Source organism: Moorella sp. E306M (genome assembly GCF_006538385.1).
GTDB lineage: Bacteria > Bacillota > DSM-521 > Neomoorellales > Neomoorellaceae > Neomoorella.
Map to the genome: position 1 here is coordinate 2110734 of NZ_BJKO01000001.1, position 16047 is coordinate 2126780.

Here is a 16047-nt window from a genome sequence, read left to right on the forward strand (position 1 = left end):
ATCAGGTCGGAGAAAAGAAGAGATGGGGGCAACAATGGTTGAATAAGACCTTTTTAAAATTGGAACTGGATAAAATCCTGCAGCGGTTGGAGGAGAAATGTGTTTCACCCCTGGGAGCGGAGCTGGCCCGCGCCCTGCAACCGGTACGGGACATTGAGGAGGTCCGCAACCGCATCAAGGCCACCAGCGAGGCGGAGCAGGTGCTGCGGCGTTACCCTGACATACCCTTCAGCAATATCCATGATATCCGGCCGCAAGTCGCCCGGGCGGCTGTGGGCGGGCTCCTGGAAGAGGAAGAGTTGTTGCAGGTGGCCGCCACCATGAGCGGGGGGCGGAGAGTGCGGCAGTACCTCCTGGGCCAGGACGGCAACTGGCCGGTGCTGCGGGAGACAGCTAACAGGATTGGTGATTTCCGTGACCTGGAAAAGGCCATCGGCCAGGCTATTGGTCCCGACGGCGAAGTTATGGACCAGGCAACGCCGCGGCTTCTAGCCTTGCGGCAGCAGATCCGTAAGACCCAGGAGAGGATAAAAGAACGCCTGGATGGCTACCTCCGTTCAGCGGAAATGCAGAAGTATCTCCAGGATAACCTGTATACCATCCGCAATGATCGTTACGTCCTGCCGGTCAAACAGGAGTACCGCCACCAGGTGCCGGGCTTGATTCACGACCAGTCGGCCAGCGGAGCGACGCTATTTATCGAGCCCATGGCCCTGGTAGAGCTAAATAACGAACTTCGCCGCTTGAAGATGGCCGAAGCCAGGGAAATCGAGGCCATCCTGCGGCATTTAAGCAACCTCATCGGCCGGGAGAAGGAGAGACTGGAAATTACCCTGGCTGCCCTGGGTGAACTGGACTTTACCCTCGCCAAAGGATACTTAAGCCTGGAGATGGCGGCCATAGAGCCGCGGTTGAATAATGAGGGACGCTGGCGTATCTACCGCGGCCGGCACCCTTTGCTGCAAGGAAAAGTGGTGCCCGTCAGCCTCACCCTGGGCGAAGATTTTGATACCCTGGTCATTACCGGTCCCAACACCGGCGGCAAGACGGTAACGTTAAAGACGGTGGGCCTATTTACCCTTATGGCCCAGTGCGGCCTGCACCTGCCGGCGGCCGAAGGTACGGAAGTCGACCCTACGGCCGCCGTTTATGCCGATATCGGCGACGAGCAGAGCATTGAGCAGTCCTTAAGTACCTTTTCGGCCCATATGGCGCAGATTGTCTCTATTTTAAAAGAGGTAACACCGGGGAGCCTGGTTCTCCTGGATGAACTGGGGGCCGGTACTGACCCGACCGAAGGGGCGGCCCTGGCCATGGCCATTCTGGATTACCTTACGAATGCCGGGGCCAGGACGATTGCCACCACCCACTACAGCGAACTGAAGGCCTATGCTTATGCCACCCCGCGGGTGGAAAACGCCGCCGTCGAGTTTGACAGCGAGACCCTCCAGCCCACATACAACCTGATCATCGGTACTCCGGGTGAGAGCAATGCCTTTGTCATTGCCTCCCGTTTAGGGCTTTCACCCGCCATTATTGAACGGGCCCGGAGCCTCCTTGGCGAAGAAAACCAGCGCGTCAGCCGCCTGATAGCCGGCCTGGCTGAAGATAGGCGGGTGAGTGCCCGGGAACGGGAGCAGGCCGAAATTCTGCGCCGGGAGGCTGAGATGACCAAGGCTGAACTGGAGAGGGAAAAAGAAGTATGGCAGCAGCAGGCGGCCAGGCAGATGGAAAAAGTACGCCAGGAAGCCCGGGGTATCTTAAGGCAAACCAGGGCGGAGATCAGGGAAATCATGGCCCGCCTGGAAAAGGCCCTGGCTGAAGAAAATCTGCGCGGTCAGCAACAGGCAGTAGCCAGAGCGCGGCGGCAACTGAAAGAACTGGAAGATGCCGTGGAAGCCGGGCTGAACCAGTACCAGCCTGCCGCTAGCAGCCAACCACCGGAAAACCTCCAGGTAGGCGACAAGGTTTTCCTTGCGACTCTGGGTCAGGCTGGAGAAGTTCTCAGTCCTCCTAACGAGCAGGGGGAAGTCCTGGTTCAGGTTGGTATTTTGAAAATAAATGTTAAATTAAAGGAACTGCGGCTGATAGAGACGGAAGCCAAGGCAGGGCCTGAAAGGGAAGGCATCAAGAACGGCTGGACAGTAAAGACAGTAAGCAATAACGATATCAGGCCGGAGATCGACCTGCGAGGGCTGACGGTAGAAGAAGCCTGTCACCGGGTTGATGCCTACCTGGATGATGCCGTCCTGGCGGGGTTAAACCAGGTGCGTTTAATCCACGGTAAAGGCACCGGTGCCTTAAGGGTAGCCCTGCAGGATTACCTGCGGCAGCACCCCCTGGTCAAAGGCTTTCGCCTGGGTGGGGCTGGCGAAGGTGGCAGCGGTGTCACCGTGGTGTATATTAGCCGCTAAAAAGCCCCGGGTTTTTAGCCCGGGGCTTTTACTATCGCCTGGGGATGGCGATAGTGACTTCATTTGACGGCGTACTGGACTTATTCTTCTCATCCAGGGCAATGACCCGGTAACGGTAGGTAAAGCCGGGTTTTACGCTGGTATCGGTATATGTGGTATCTTTTACTATGGCCAGGCTCTTGCGGCTGGAGCCCTGGTTGCTGCGCTCGATAGAAAAGAGGAAATCATCCTTCCCGGGAAGCTCCCAGCGCAGAATTACCCTGGGCTGGCTGACGTTGGGGCCTACTTCCAAATGAGCCGTTAGATTGGGGGCCGGCGGACCTGTCTCCTCGTTTCCCGGCCCCAATGTATCTTTACTTAGCCGGTGATCGGGCAGGTCGCAGTACCGGGTAGGAGTTTTTTCCGGGGGCAGCTGGACCTGCTTCACGTACTGGGGCGGGCAGCCCCCACCTTCCCCGGGTTTCGGGATATTGGCGAGGAAAAGTTCCGCGCCGTGGCGGGGGTCAGTACAGATGCTTACCAGCCCCGGCCTGTCACTGCCTTTGCCGCCGTGGAGGGTACAGACCTCCGTTGGCGCTTCCAGGTAGGCGTCTTCCGGTTTCACCGGGCCGTTATAGCCGTCGGGTCGCTTTAAAAAGACCCCCGTCGTTACATCCGGGCAATTGGGCGAAGCTAGCTGGCCGGTGGTGGTGCAGACCTGGACCTGGACCCAGACATCGGAGACTTTCTTGGGTAACATGCTTTGGGTAAAGACTTCTTTGACGATAAACTCCCTGGGTGTCAGGTCGCTGGGCAAGAGGCCCGACTTGGCATCGACATCGGCATAGATTATGCCGCTGGGGCGGGGGAAGTCCTGAACGGGTTGATCCTTTAAAGCAGCACCGATTACCTTCTTCCAGATTAGAGCCGGGTAACCGCCGCCAGCAACACTTTTCAAGTAGTGTTTGGGATCGGTCTTGTCATAGCCCATCCAGACGGCTCCTACTAGTTCGGGGGTATAGCCGACAAACCATGCGTCCTTTTCCCCTTTAAGGCCCCTGTATTCCGGCGTATCTGGCAGGGAGGTGGTACCTGTTTTACCCGCTGCCGGCCGGCCTATCTGGGCATTTTTACCGGTACCGGCCATAACGACGGTTTCCAGCATATCAGTCATGAGGTAGGCAACCTGCTCGCTCATGACCTCCCGTCGCTGGGGCTTGTTGACGATTAAGTCCTGGCCATTACGATCGGTAATCCTGGTCACGAAGTGAGGGGTGATGTATACCCCCTGGTTGGCAAAAGCACCGTAGGCAGCAGCCATTTGCAGGGGGGAGACGCCGGTAGTCAGGCCCCCCAGGGCCAGGGCCAGGTTACGGTCCTCCGGCTTTAAGGGCAAGCCCAGGCGGCGACCGAATTCATAGCCCGTATCGATGCCGATAGAATTAAGCATTTTAACAGCGGGAATATTGACGGACCACCGCACGGCCTCCCGCATGCTGATGAGCCCCCGGTAGCGGCCGTCGTAATTGACCGGGGTAAAGGGTTTGGGTGTACCGGGGTAGGTAACCGGCACGTCATCGATGACAAAGGCCGGGGGGTACCCCTTTTCCAGGGCCGGGGCATAGACAACCAGAGGCTTGATGGTAGAACCAGGCTGGCGTTCAGCCTGGATGGCCCGATTGAAGCCCCGCCTGGTAGTATAATCCCGGCCGCCGACCAGGCCCCGTACTTCACCGGTGCGGGGGTCCAGGACCACCATGGCGCTTTCAATCAGGCGGTCGGGACTGCTGGGAGGAAAATTGGATTTATCCTGATAAACTTTTTCCATTTCGGCCTGGATTTTGGTATCGAGGGTAGTATAAATTTTCAGGCCGCCCCGGTAAAGCTCGGCGGCTTCAATACCCTGGCTTTCCAGCAGGCGGCCGGCTTCATCAATAACGGCGTCGATAAAGTAGGGAAATTTTTCGGCCTGTGTTTTGGAGGTTTCGCGGTACTCCAGTTTTTCCGCCTTGGCCTTTTCTGCCTGTTCGGGGGTAATATAGCCGTACTTGACCATATTGTTTAGCACTTGCGCTTGGCGGTTTTTGGCAGCTTCCTCATTGCCTTTAGAACGGGGATCATAGTTGGCCGGGCTCTGAATCAGGCCGGCCAGCATGGCACACTCGGCAAGATCCAGGTCAGACACAGATTTACCAAAGTATAACCGCGCCGCCGCTTCTACCCCGTAAGTACCGGGTCCAAGGTAAACAATGTTTAGATAACTTTCCAGGATTTCTTCTTTGGTGTAGGTGCGTTCCAGTTCAATGGCCATTAAAGCTTCCTGAATCTTACGTTTCAAGGTGCGTTCAGGATTCTCAATGAAGGCATTTTTAGCCAGCTGCTGGGTAATGGTACTACCGCCCTCGCGGATGCTGCCGCTCCGCAAATTAATCCACAATGCCCGGAGAATGGCTTTTAAGTCTACACCGTGATGCTGATAAAAACGGGCGTCCTCGGTTGCGATGACAGCATTCTGCAGGTCTTTAGGAATTTTTTCCAGGGGCACAACAATGCGGTTTTGTTCACCATGCAGCTCTTCGACAAGCTGGCCGTCTTTATCGTAAATAAATGTTGTCATGGCCAGCTGGAGTTTGTCAGGTTGCCAGTCAGGCATAGTACGGATGACGCCAATGGTAAAACCAGCGCCGGCGCCCACCAGCACCACAGCCAGGACCAGCAGGGTCAGCAACAGGGCACGGAAAACGTTTAATTTGCGCTTTCGTTTTTTCGGGGGTGCCATTGTCCGTGACCTCCTTTACGGCCTCTTTATTATAACATAGCTTTACCCCCAGGGGAATGATAAGAGCTTGAAGCTCACTCATAGCTTATGTTAAACTTAAACAGGTTCGCTAATTTATAGATTATAAACGCCTGTTTTACGCAAAAAGTTGCCGAGTAAAATCCTGGGCACGAAAAGAGCAGGTTACGGAGGATGATTCGGTTGGAACGAGAAGTAGAGCGGCAGCTTAAAGTCTTGCGCCGCGGAGTGGCTGAAATTATTCCGGAGGAAGACCTAAAGGCCAAGCTAAAGAAGTCCCTCAGCACCGGGAACCCCCTGCGGGTTAAACTGGGCCTGGATCCGACGGCCCCGGACATTCATCTGGGCCATACGGTAGTGCTCCAGAAATTGCGCCAGTTCCAGGAACTGGGCCACCAGGTGATTATCATTATTGGCGACTTTACTGGGAGAATCGGCGATCCAACCGGTAAATCGGAAACCAGGCGGCAGCTCTCGGAAGCTGAAGTCCTGGCCAATGCCGAAACCTACAAGGAGCAAATTTTTAAAATCCTGGACCCGGCCCGGACCGAGGTTACTTTTAACAGCCAGTGGCTGGCCAGGCTTACCTTTGCCGATGTTATCCAGCTGGCTGCCAAGATTACCGTGGCCAGGATGCTAGAAAGGGAAGATTTTGCCCGCCGTTACCAGGATAACCGGCCCATTAGCGTCCACGAATTCTTTTACCCCCTGATGCAGGGCTACGATTCCGTGGCCCTGGGGGCTGATGTCGAGCTTGGGGGAACGGACCAAAAGTTCAATCTCCTCATGGGACGCCAGTTACAGCGGGAGTACGGCCAGGAACCCCAGGTGGCCATGATGATGCCCATCCTGCCGGGGCTGGATGGTGTGCAGAAGATGAGTAAAAGCCTGGGCAATTATATCGGTATCAACGAACCGGCTAAAGAGATGTACGGCAAGACCATGTCTCTGCCCGATGAACTTATGCTGACTTACTTCGAGCTGGTAACGGCCGTGCCCCTGGAGGAACTGGAAACCATAAGACAGGGCCTCGCCAGCGGTAGCCTGCACCCGCGGGACGTAAAGATGCGTCTGGCCCGGGAAATTGTCGGCCTCTACCACGGGGAGGCAGCTGCCCGGGAGGCGGAGAAGGAATTTCGCCAGGTTTTCCAGCTGGGCGACCTGCCGGAAGAAATGCCGGAGGTGATCGTTCAGGAGGCCAGGATGTGGTTGCCGCGTCTGATGGTCCAGGCGGGTCTGGCCCCCAGCACCAGTGAAGCCAGGCGCCTGATCCGCCAGGGAGCAGTAAAACTCAATGGCGAACGCCTGCTTGATCCAGACGCGGAAATAGCTGTACACGACGGCCAGGTTCTCCAGGCCGGCAAGCGCAAATTTGCGCGGCTGCGTGTTTCTTTTGCCCCTCACTAAAAGTATTTCACATTTTAACCTCCCCCGGAGTATACTTCTATATGGGGGTGGTTTGCCTTGCGGCGGCGGTGGCGGCGACTGGGACGGCAGCCAATGGGAGCTCTGGCGCTCGTCTTAGTAGCCGGCTTGCTGGTGCTCTTCCTGCTGGAATGGCGCCTGCACCTGGCTATGGAAACGGTAGCTTATGCCCAGGCCCGCTGGGCAGCTACCGAGGCCATGCAACAGGCAGTGCTGGATAAAATAACTGGCCAGGTAAGTTATAATAGCCTGATTCAACCCGGAAGCAGTGATGACCGGATAGTTTTCATGCAGGCCGACGCTTTGAGTATCAGCCGCCTTCAGGCCCAGGCCCAGCTGGCTGTCCAGGAGCGCCTGGCCCAGCTGAAGGGGAAAACCTATTACTTACCCTTGGGGCAAGTGCTGGGGATAAAACTCCTGGCAGCCTACGGTCCCCCGGTGCCGCTGCGTTTTATTCCCATAGGTACCGTTAACGTCAATGTAGGGGATACCTTTGAAGCCACCGGCATCAACCAGACGCGCCACCGCATTTACCTCCAGGTAGAGAGCGAAGTCCAGGTAGTTGCTCCCTTCACCAGGAAACAGGTAACGGTTACCTCAACCATTCCGGTGGCTGAGGCCATTATTGTCGGCCCCGTTCCCCAGACCTATATTTCCCTGGGGTCTGACTTTGTGAAAGGTATTTTACGAACGCCACAATTTTAATTTTTCTTGTTCACCATGCAGGAATCGGGCTTTTAAAAGCGAATATTATATTATAAAGCGGTGTGGAGACCGCGCTGGATGGAAGGCCACGAGGAGGTCGGAGTCGACACTGAAGTCGACAAGGTTCCCTGTGGCCCTTTTTACATTTTTCACCAGGGAGTGGTTTACACCTGCGGATAGCAGTGGTAGACGGGCAGGGGGGCGGCATCGGCAAGCATATTACCGTAAGGCTCAGGGAAGAACTACCGCCAGAGGTAGAAATCCTGGCCCTGGGGACTAACGCTGCCGCTACCGTAGCCATGCTCAAAGCCGGGGCCAATGAAGGGGCCACCGGTGAAAGGGCCATCATCTATAACGCCCCCCGGGTAGATGTCATCACCGGTTCCGTAGCCATCCTTATAGCCGACGCCATGCTGGGGGAACTGACGCCGGCCATGGCCGCGGCCATTGCCGCCAGCCCGGCGCGTAAATTTCTCCTGCCTATAAATAAGGCCGGCGTTGAAATAATTGGTGTTGTTCCTGAACCCTTACCCCACTTGATTGACGCCCTGGCGCGGCGTCTTAAAACCTTTTGCGAAGGAGGAACCCGGAAAGATGTGTGAAGCCAATGCTTATCTCTTGAAAGAGGGCGGGGAAGAAGAACTGGTCTTTGAAAATGTTGACAGGATTGTGCCCCGGGAAGACGGTATCCTCATGGAAGATATCTTTGGCAAAAAGAAAATCCTGCGTGCCCGCATCAAAGAAATGGCCCTGGTCGATCATAAAATTTTCCTGGAGGCCATTTAAATCCAGACATTAATGCCAGCTAAGCCACTGCATAATAGTAGAGAAGCAGTGGCTTTTTACTTGACATAATCTGTACCGGAAGTTAAAATATGATTAATTCCGATATGAAAAGTATACATTAAGGAGGAAATTAACCATGAAAGTAGCCGCCGACATAACCCAGCTAATCGGCCGGACGCCAGTAGTAAGCTTACAACGCCTGGTGGAAAATGGGGCGGCAATATATGTAAAGCTGGAATACTTTAACCCCGGGGCTAGCGTTAAAGATCGAATTGCCCTCAGTATGATTGAAGCTGCGGAAGCAGAAGGAAAACTTAAACCGGGTGCCACCATCGTGGAGCCCACCAGCGGCAATACCGGCATTGGCCTGGCTATGATTGCAGCGGCCCGCGGCTACCGCTTAATCATTGTCATGCCGGAAACCATGAGCATTGAACGTCGCAAACTCCTGGCGGCCTATGGCGCTGAATTTATCCTAACTCCAGGGCACCTGGGTATGAAGGGGGCCGTAGATAAAGCCATGGAGTTAGTCCGGGAAAACCCTGATTATTTTATGCCTCAGCAGTTTGAAAACCCGGCCAACCCTGATGTACACCGCCGTACCACAGCCCGGGAAATTTTAGAGCAAATGGGCAAAGACCTGGATGCCTTTGTGGCCGGAGTGGGTACCGGGGGTACCATTACCGGCGTCGGCGAGGTTTTAAAGCAGGAAATTCCGGGGATAAAAATAATTGCTGTGGAACCGGCAGCTTCCCCCGTCCTTTCCGGGGGCCGGCCGGGCCCCCATAAGATCCAGGGCATCGGGGCCGGCTTTATCCCGCAGGTCCTGCGCCGCGAGGTAATCGATGAGGTTGTTACCGTGTCCAATGAAGACGCCCTCATGACCGCCCGGCGCCTGGCTCAGATGGAAGGCCTGCTGGTGGGTATCTCTTCCGGTGCAGCCGTCTATGCCGCCCTGCAGGTGGCCCGGCGCCTGGGTAAAGGTAAAAAAGTACTGGCTATTGCTCCGGATACCGGCGAGCGTTATCTGAGCACCGAACTTTTTAAAATAGGGTAGATTAGGTGAATAGCTGCACCCAGTAGTTACCGTACCTGCCGCCTTTGGCATGGCCGACGCCAATGGCCGTAAAATTGGGGTTTAAGATATTGCTGCGGTGGCCGGGGCTACCCATCCAGGCAGCTACCACGGCTTCGGGCGTTCGATAGCCGGCGGCGATGTTTTCACCGGCGGTACGGTAAGTAATACCGAATTTCTGTAACATGTTAAAGAAAGATCCGTAGGTAGGCGATTCGTGGCTGAAGTAATTATTATCCCGCATATCTTCAGCCTTGAGGCGTGCTACTTTTGCCAGCTGTAAATCTACAGTTAACGGCTTCAGCCCGACTTTAGCTCGCTCGGCGTTGACCAGGTCGACGACTTTTTGCTCAAACTGGTTCATCTGGTAGCTACTGGTAGCAGACTGGGATGCAGGTTGAGGGGCCGGAGTTGGAGCCGGTGCCGGTTTTGGTGCTGGAGCCGGTTGAGGTTGAGGTGCCGGTTGCGGGCGGTAATACCTGATGTAAAAATAATTTTGCGGTGCGAAATGGAAAGCATAATAGTTACCATTGTAAATTGTGTAAGTTGCTGCTTGAACAGGCGTGACCGGTACGATGGCCAGGGTGGTAACAATTAATATTACAGCCAGGGATGCGGCCAGGGTTTTGAATTTAGACCGCAAAACTAACCCCTCCTTTACAAACTAGATTACTTTAACGCTTGGCGGACCAGTAAAAAATCCCCCTCCAACGCCTGCGAGGTTAGCTGACGGGTACGGGCAAAAGGTTAGCCCTGCCACGGATTAACCCCAGAAAAATTGGTTCCCCCGCTTTCATAAAAGGAAATTCGGCGTTTCTGGTGGCCACGGCGTGAAATGAAAGTTACTAAATAGAATTTTACCATATAGGTGCCAAAAAGTTAACATAAAATTGGCCGCGTCTTCGAGGTAAAATATTACAGACATATTCGGCAGCGGGTAATGTAGATAATGAGGCTTATTGCTTAACTGCGGTTTTGTATGTTAGAATTTTAACGGCAGTTAGAGGTGAGAGGGGGGTAAAGGCATGTCCGGACATTCCAAGTGGGCCAATATAAAACATCGTAAGGCCAAGATGGATGAAAAGCGCGGCCGCCTTTTTACTAAAATCGGGCGAGAGATTATCATTGCTGCCCGGCAGGGAGGCGGTGACCCCGAAGGTAACCCGCGCTTGAAGGCAGCCATCGCCCGGGCTAAGGAAGTCAATATGCCCAATGAGAATATACAGCGGGCCATTATGCGCGGTACCGGCGAGATTGAAGGCGCAGCTTATGAAGAAATGGTTTATGAAGGCTATGGTCCCGGAGGCGTAGCCATGTTGTTAAATATTGCTACGGATAACCGTAACCGCACGGCTTCAGAAATCCGGTATATCTTTTCCCGCAATGGTGGAAATTTGGGGGAAAGCGGCTGTGTAGCCTGGATGTTTAACCCCAAGGGGGTCATTAGCGTCGAAGTTCCGGCGGGAGAAACCCGGGAAGAATTAATCCTCCAGGCTATTGAGGCCGGAGCAGAAGATATTGATGATAGTGCCCCTGACGCCATGGAAATAAAGACTGCTCCTGAAGACCTGGAGAAGGTAAAGAAAGCCCTGCAGGAAGCCGGAGCTAATATTACTAGCGCCGAAATAGCAATGGTACCCCAGACTACAGTAACCATTGACGATCCGGAAATGGCGGCTAAAGTCATGCGCCTGGTGGACCGCCTGGAGGATCACGATGACGTCCAGGCTGTTTATACCAACGCCGACATTCCTGCTGCCGTTCTGGAGCAGCTGGAGTTATAAGCAGGTATAAAACCTTGTTGCGCCGGCAAAGCTAGAAGGTGGTAATTTCTGTTATAAGGAGGTGCCACCTTGGGCGACGCAAGCCGGCGCTTTTTTGTTCTTGGCCTTATGATTTTTCTCCTCGGGGGGCTGGTGGCTTACCAGCAAGCCAGGGTAAGTACCGGGCAAAGGCCGGTTATCTTAAAGGTGCCGGGTCTTCTGGAGCCAAGGGTACTGGAGGAACCTCACCTGGAGAGATATTATCGCTACTGTGGCCACCGGGAACCCATTCCTCTACCGGCAGGGGTCAAGTGGAACTGGGCTGATAAAGAAGAAATGAACCTTCTTTTCCCACCGGCCGAGGGTTGGCGCATAACCCGGGAGGAGGAACACCTGGTCATCATCCAGGAGGTAGATGCTCTGTGCCCTGCCGATGCACCCAGACGCCATTTGGCCGTCAAGGATGGCCTGGTAGCTATTTATCAGGGCCCGGCCGGCAGCCTGGGACCACTAATGCGGGTAACGAACCTGAAAGTTGCCTCCTTGCCGCCCAGCTGGCGGGAAAAAATAGAAAATGACCAGGCAGAATTCAATTCCGAACAAGAGGTCCTGGAAGCCCTGGATAGCCTGGACGAATTTCGCCCCTAAAGGTCGGCATTTACCCCTTTGCTCCTCATACCTCCACCTTTTAAACATGATTTCTTTTAAAAAAACCTTGTATAAACGAAGCCCCGGGTTTAAGCTTAGGGTGGAGGGATAAACATGACACAAGAAACGCTCTGCCGCCAGGGGTATTTGGATGCCCACTTACATTTATGGGAATTTGCCATCTTCAATCGCTTCGCCAACCTGGAAAAATGCTTAAGCCTTGAGGAACTGGTGGAAACCCTGAAGTCTCGTTTGGTTGAAGGGTGGGCCGTAGGGGTACGCTTTAACCAGGAAAGGTTGGCCGAAAAAATTATCCCCGGGCGGGCCTTCCTGGATCACGCCTTCGGATCAACGCCGGTGGTAATAGTCCGGACTTGCCTGCACCTGGCCGCAGCCAATACGGCCGCCATGCAGAGGCTGGGATTTTTTGCGGAAAACGGGCTCTTCCATGAGGCCGAAGCATTTAAACTCCTAAATACTTTAGTGGCTAGCCTCAACCTGGAGCCAGGAGACATCCTATCCCGGGGCTTAAGGGAATTGAAGCAACTGGGGATAATTAAAGCCATCGATATGGGAATGGACCGGGACAAGCGCCCTTTCTTTGAGGGCTTGGACCAGGTGGTCGAGGTGGATTTCTACACGGTGGATTTCGAGCTACTGGATGAAGCCCTGGGGTTTAAAGTCTTCCTGGACGGGGGTCTGGGCGCTCGTACCGCGGCCCTTACGGAAGAATATGCCGACGATCCCGGTAACTATGGCCTGCTGAATTACACTGATGAGGCCCTCCTTTCTCTGGTTGAGAAGGTACACCAAAAAGGTAAACCCGTAGCCGCTCACGCCATCGGCGACCGGGCCGTTGACCAATTCCTGCGTGTTGTGCGGCAGAGCCGCCATCCCCTGGATCGCCTGGAACACGTCCAATACGCCCGGGAGGAGCAGCTGGATACCCTGGCGGAACTCGCGATCCCGGTCTGTATCCAGCCCATTTTTTCCCGGGAAATATCATGGGCTGTGCAAAGGTTGGGCCCGGAGCGCATGAAAACAGCCTACGCCTGGGGGCTCATGAGGGATAAAGGTATCCGCTTGCTGGCCGGCTCCGACGCACCTGTGGAAGGCCACGATCCCCGGGAAGCGGCTGCTACGGTCGCTTTCCTGAAAGGCAGCCATCATCTGGATTTCGAGGAGGTTTTGGACCTTTTTGCGCGGGCCAACTGGGAGCTCTATAACGGCTAAGCAGGTGGTTGGCCCCGATCATGGTTGGGGGCTGTTCAGGGGCGGTATAGGGCCTTCCTTACCCGGCCGCTAGCAGGGCTGCCCCCAGGGCTCCAATTATTTGCGGGTCCGGGGGTATGCGGATGCTTGTGCCAAGGTATTCTTCCAGGCTTTTTACAACCCCCGGGTTTTTGGCCACCCCGCCCGTCATGGCTACCGGCTCTTCCCAGCCTGCCCGCTGGGCCATGGCCACCACCCGCTGGGCGATAGCATTATGCAGGCCTTTGATAATTTCTGCTACCGGCCGGCCTTCGGCTACCAGGGAAACGACTTCGGATTCGGCAAAGACGGTACACATGCTGCTAATGCTGGCACCCTGGCTTGCCTGTTGAGAGAGGGTCCCCATATCCTTTACCGGGACCTCCAGGGCGCTGGCCATGACTTCCAGGAAACGGCCGGTGCCGGCGGCACATTTCTCATTCATGACAAAATCCCGCACTTTGCCGCCGTCATCCAGGAGGATAACTTTGCTATCCTGGCCGCCAATATCGATGACCGTGCGTATGTCCGGCCAGAGGTGATAAATTCCCCTGGCGTGGCAGGTTATTTCGGTAACCCGGCGCTGGGCGAAGGGAACCCGGATGCGACCGTAGCCCGTGGCGACAATGCCGTCCAGGGAATCTTCCTTAAACCCGGCTTGTTCCAGGGCCTCCTGTAAAGCCTTCCTGGCAATCTCAGCGCTGTCAACGCCGCTCTTCAGGACGGCGGCGCCCACCAACCGGCCGTCCCGGACTACAACTGCTTTGGTCGTCAGGGACCCGATATCCACTCCCGCTGTTAGGCTCAAGGATATAACCTCCCGGAGTAATTTATTCTTTATAATAACATTTCCAGAAAACCTTCCAAGCGCGTCCTGACAGCGCCTGGGGCGTATTTGCTTTGATCGACGCAGTCGCCCTCCAGGTTGAGGAAAGGTATGCCCCTTTCCCGCAAAGCATCCTGCAACATGCGCAAACCGGCTGTGCTCTGGCGGCAACCCCAGTGGGCAAAATGGATAACCCCGCCGGCCTGGTAGGCGTCGACCATGGCCAGGATAGCTTCTATCCTCCTGGTTATAGGGCCGAGGCCGTGGTGGCTTAAAACTTTACGCGCCAGGCTGTAAAAGGGCCTTTCCGGGTCCAGGGGTTCCCAATAAACATAATTCATCTCTTCGCAAACTACCACCGCTCCGGCCTCCTGTTCTAAAATCTGGAAAATGGCGTTGGGGTAATAGGGCCGCAGGTGCAACCATACCAAACGCGCCTTTTCTTCCGGCACGGCCCGGCGCTGGTCCCGGTAACGCTGAGCCAGTTCCGTCAATAGTTCCCCGTAAACCTCCACCGAGGTTGCGGCGCCAAAACCCGCTAGCATGAGGTAAATAAAGCTGTGGGCTTCTTCCCCCCGGATGCAGGCCGGGCGCTGCTGGCGCAGGCGGTTTATTGCCAGCAGGCGTTCCCGGGCTGCGTTGGAGTTAACAAGGGCCGCTTGAAAACGGTCCTCGTCCCACGCCAGGTTTAAGGTTTCTACCAGGGAAAAGGTTATGCTTTTGAGCTGGCGGGCGACATATTCCAGGGCGGTATCGTCCTGCTGATGGGGTACGTCTAAAAGGTAAAAAGGCACCCCGTGGTAAGCTGCCGTGGCCGCCAGGGACTGGGGAGCAGTGTCGCACAGGTGAGAGCTGCATACTACCGCTCCTGGCGGCGGGAAGTAACCTTCCCGGTCGCAACCGTGGGCCAGGCGGTGGAAGGAGCAGGCCTCGCTGCTTACCCAATCACCTTCAGCCCGCTGCAAGGCCCTCTCGGCTATTCCCAAACCTGTAGCCACCACAGCGGCTGCTTCCGGGGCGAAGGGAACTGTTCCCAGACCATAAAGGACCTCGGTGGGGAAGAAAACATTGTGCCAGATCACCGGCCCTTTTTGTAAAAAAGCTGCTGCTGCCTGGTCGATGGTATTGAGAAGCAGCCGGTGGGCCGCCTGCCAGGGATAATGTCTTTTTTGGGCTGCCACGGCCTGCTTCAGTAGTCTATATGTCCAGGGAGATCTTATGGCGCGCTGGCGCAAAGTCGATCCCAGATAAGAGCGCAATAACTGATAGATATCCATTACCGTACCTCCAGCATTTCTAGAAAGGCTTCTATCCGCGTCTGCCACTGGCCCCGGTTACCACCGCTGAAATCCCCATCGAGGCGAAGGAGGGGTAACCCCCTCTTTTCACAAAAGCTCTTCAGGGCCAGGAAGTCGTACATGGCGGCATCGCAAAACTTCATGGCATGGTAAATGACTCCCTGGATATGGAATCGATCTACTGCTTCGGCCCAGTACCGGCAGCGTTTCTCGCGGTCGTTTACCATCCTGGGACAGGGGGGGCCTCCCAGGTAGAGCCTGGCCAGATAAAGGTAGGGGTCACCTTCTGCCCCGACGGCGGGGGCTAATAAAAGGCGCCGGGCATTGCAGCTGTCTTCGAAAACAGATAAACCGCCGCATGCTTCTACCATGGCAATCAATTCTTGCGGCAGGATGCTTCCGGAAAGCAGCAAGCGCGGCCGCCGGGCGGATTTTCTACAGGGTTGCCTGGCTAACCGATTAATAACCGTCTCCCATTTTTCTGCCTCTCTTTGGTTAAGGGGCGTTTGCCACCTGGCCAGCCCGTCCATGATTTCCTCCCCACCCGGAGGGTCTTCGCCTGCGGCCCGGCAGGTTAAAAGCTTACGCCAGGCGGCCCTTTGTTCTTCCCACCAGCTAATGGCCGCCCACAAGCGTTCTTCATTTAATTGCCGCTCCCCGGAATGAGCGAGCTCTGACGCCAGCCGGCGTAAATTCTGGCTGAAATAGAAAACTGCGTTGTCATCAAGGCGGCGGGGCACCTCGAGGATGAGGATCTTACCTTTTAATCCATAGCGTGGCCATACGTTAGCCAGGTGGATCATGGCGTTGCAGGAGCGGGCGATTACGACGCCGGCCAGGGGTGGCAACTCCTGCTTGATCGCTGCCTCGAGGCAGCTCTGGACATAAGGGCAGAGGTTCCCCGGCAGATATGTAGCGGCGCGCGGGTTATTGCCTTTTCGTCCCAGCAGCCGGTATGGGGTGTACCCTAGAGCCGTTAAAATTTCCACCGGCGTATAGTGGCACAGCCAGCCCATCAATTTGCTCATTTCTTGCTCCCCTCGATTCAAACCTGGCAGGTCTTGCCGGTATCCAGATATA

Annotated in this window: 14 protein-coding genes and 1 riboswitch; of the genes, 9 read left to right on the top strand and 5 right to left on the bottom strand. The window is 55.4% G+C overall.

The features are described from left to right. Positions 1-38: 38 nt before the first annotated feature. Positions 39-2414 (top strand): endonuclease MutS2, encoded by a 2376-nt coding sequence (locus tag FLZ89_RS10890; RefSeq protein ID WP_141265107.1) that lies wholly within the window; start codon positions 39-41, stop codon positions 2412-2414. A 31-nt stretch (positions 2415-2445) separates the two neighbouring features. Here FLZ89_RS10890 and FLZ89_RS10895 read toward each other — a convergent pair whose 3' ends face one another. Beyond that, positions 2446-5172, bottom strand: a complete 2727-nt coding sequence (locus tag FLZ89_RS10895; RefSeq protein WP_141304963.1) for a transglycosylase domain-containing protein — start codon at positions 5170-5172, stop codon at positions 2446-2448. Between the two features lie 192 nt (positions 5173-5364). On the opposite strand from FLZ89_RS10895, the gene tyrS reads away from it, so the two are divergent. The 5 genes from tyrS to cysK all read left to right on the top strand — a co-directional run bounded on the left by tyrS (position 5365) and on the right by cysK (position 9163). Next, positions 5365-6597, top strand: coding sequence for a tyrosine--tRNA ligase (tyrS, locus tag FLZ89_RS10900; protein WP_141265105.1), 1233 nt, complete (start codon positions 5365-5367; stop codon positions 6595-6597). Between the two features lie 57 nt (positions 6598-6654). Then, positions 6655-7320, top strand: coding sequence for a sporulation protein YunB (gene yunB, locus FLZ89_RS10905; RefSeq protein WP_141265104.1), 666 nt, complete (start codon positions 6655-6657; stop codon positions 7318-7320). Between the two features lie 170 nt (positions 7321-7490). After that, positions 7491-7922 (top strand): DUF3842 family protein, encoded by a 432-nt coding sequence (locus tag FLZ89_RS10910; protein ID WP_141265103.1) that lies wholly within the window; start codon positions 7491-7493, stop codon positions 7920-7922. Beyond that, positions 7915-8106 (top strand): CooT family nickel-binding protein, encoded by a 192-nt coding sequence (locus tag FLZ89_RS10915; protein WP_141265102.1) that lies wholly within the window; start codon positions 7915-7917, stop codon positions 8104-8106. Before FLZ89_RS10910 ends, FLZ89_RS10915 begins: the two co-directional genes overlap by 8 nt. Positions 8107-8242: 136 nt before the next feature. Then, positions 8243-9163 (top strand): cysteine synthase A, encoded by a 921-nt coding sequence (gene cysK, locus FLZ89_RS10920; RefSeq protein WP_141304964.1) that lies wholly within the window; start codon positions 8243-8245, stop codon positions 9161-9163. Between the two features lies 1 nt (position 9164). Here the strand turns inward: cysK and FLZ89_RS15975 are convergent, their stop codons facing one another. Continuing rightward, positions 9165-9824, bottom strand: coding sequence for a CAP domain-containing protein (locus tag FLZ89_RS15975; protein WP_216363883.1), 660 nt, complete (start codon positions 9822-9824; stop codon positions 9165-9167). Between the two features lie 53 nt (positions 9825-9877). Next, positions 9878-10004, bottom strand: a riboswitch (cyclic di-AMP (ydaO/yuaA leader). A 202-nt stretch (positions 10005-10206) separates the two neighbouring features. On the opposite strand from FLZ89_RS15975, the gene FLZ89_RS10930 reads away from it, so the two are divergent. From FLZ89_RS10930 to FLZ89_RS10940, 3 genes are all read left to right on the top strand, one after another. Further along, complete coding sequence (locus FLZ89_RS10930) at positions 10207-10965, top strand: YebC/PmpR family DNA-binding transcriptional regulator (RefSeq protein WP_141304965.1); 759 nt, start codon at positions 10207-10209, stop codon at positions 10963-10965. A gap of 69 nt (positions 10966-11034) precedes the next feature. Next, complete coding sequence (locus FLZ89_RS10935) at positions 11035-11592, top strand: hypothetical protein (protein ID WP_172613566.1); 558 nt, start codon at positions 11035-11037, stop codon at positions 11590-11592. Positions 11593-11706: 114 nt separating this feature from the next. After that, the gene (locus FLZ89_RS10940; protein WP_141265099.1) at positions 11707-12825 is read left to right on the top strand and encodes an amidohydrolase; all 1119 of its coding nucleotides are present in this window, start codon (positions 11707-11709) and stop codon (positions 12823-12825) included. Positions 12826-12883: 58 nt separating this feature from the next. Here the strand turns inward: FLZ89_RS10940 and FLZ89_RS10945 are convergent, their stop codons facing one another. The 3 genes from FLZ89_RS10945 to FLZ89_RS10955 are packed head-to-tail and all read right to left on the bottom strand — an operon-like array spanning position 12884 to position 15995. Next, positions 12884-13651: an acyl-CoA dehydratase activase gene (locus FLZ89_RS10945; RefSeq protein WP_141265098.1), complete on the bottom strand. Its 768-nt coding sequence runs from the start codon at positions 13649-13651 to the stop codon at positions 12884-12886. Positions 13652-13680: 29 nt separating this feature from the next. Then, positions 13681-14946: a 2-hydroxyacyl-CoA dehydratase subunit D gene (locus FLZ89_RS10950; protein ID WP_141265097.1), complete on the bottom strand. Its 1266-nt coding sequence runs from the start codon at positions 14944-14946 to the stop codon at positions 13681-13683. Next, complete coding sequence (locus tag FLZ89_RS10955) at positions 14946-15995, bottom strand: 2-hydroxyacyl-CoA dehydratase subunit D (protein ID WP_141265096.1); 1050 nt, start codon at positions 15993-15995, stop codon at positions 14946-14948. Before FLZ89_RS10955 ends, FLZ89_RS10950 begins: the two co-directional genes overlap by 1 nt. Between the last annotated feature and the right edge of the window lie 52 nt (positions 15996-16047).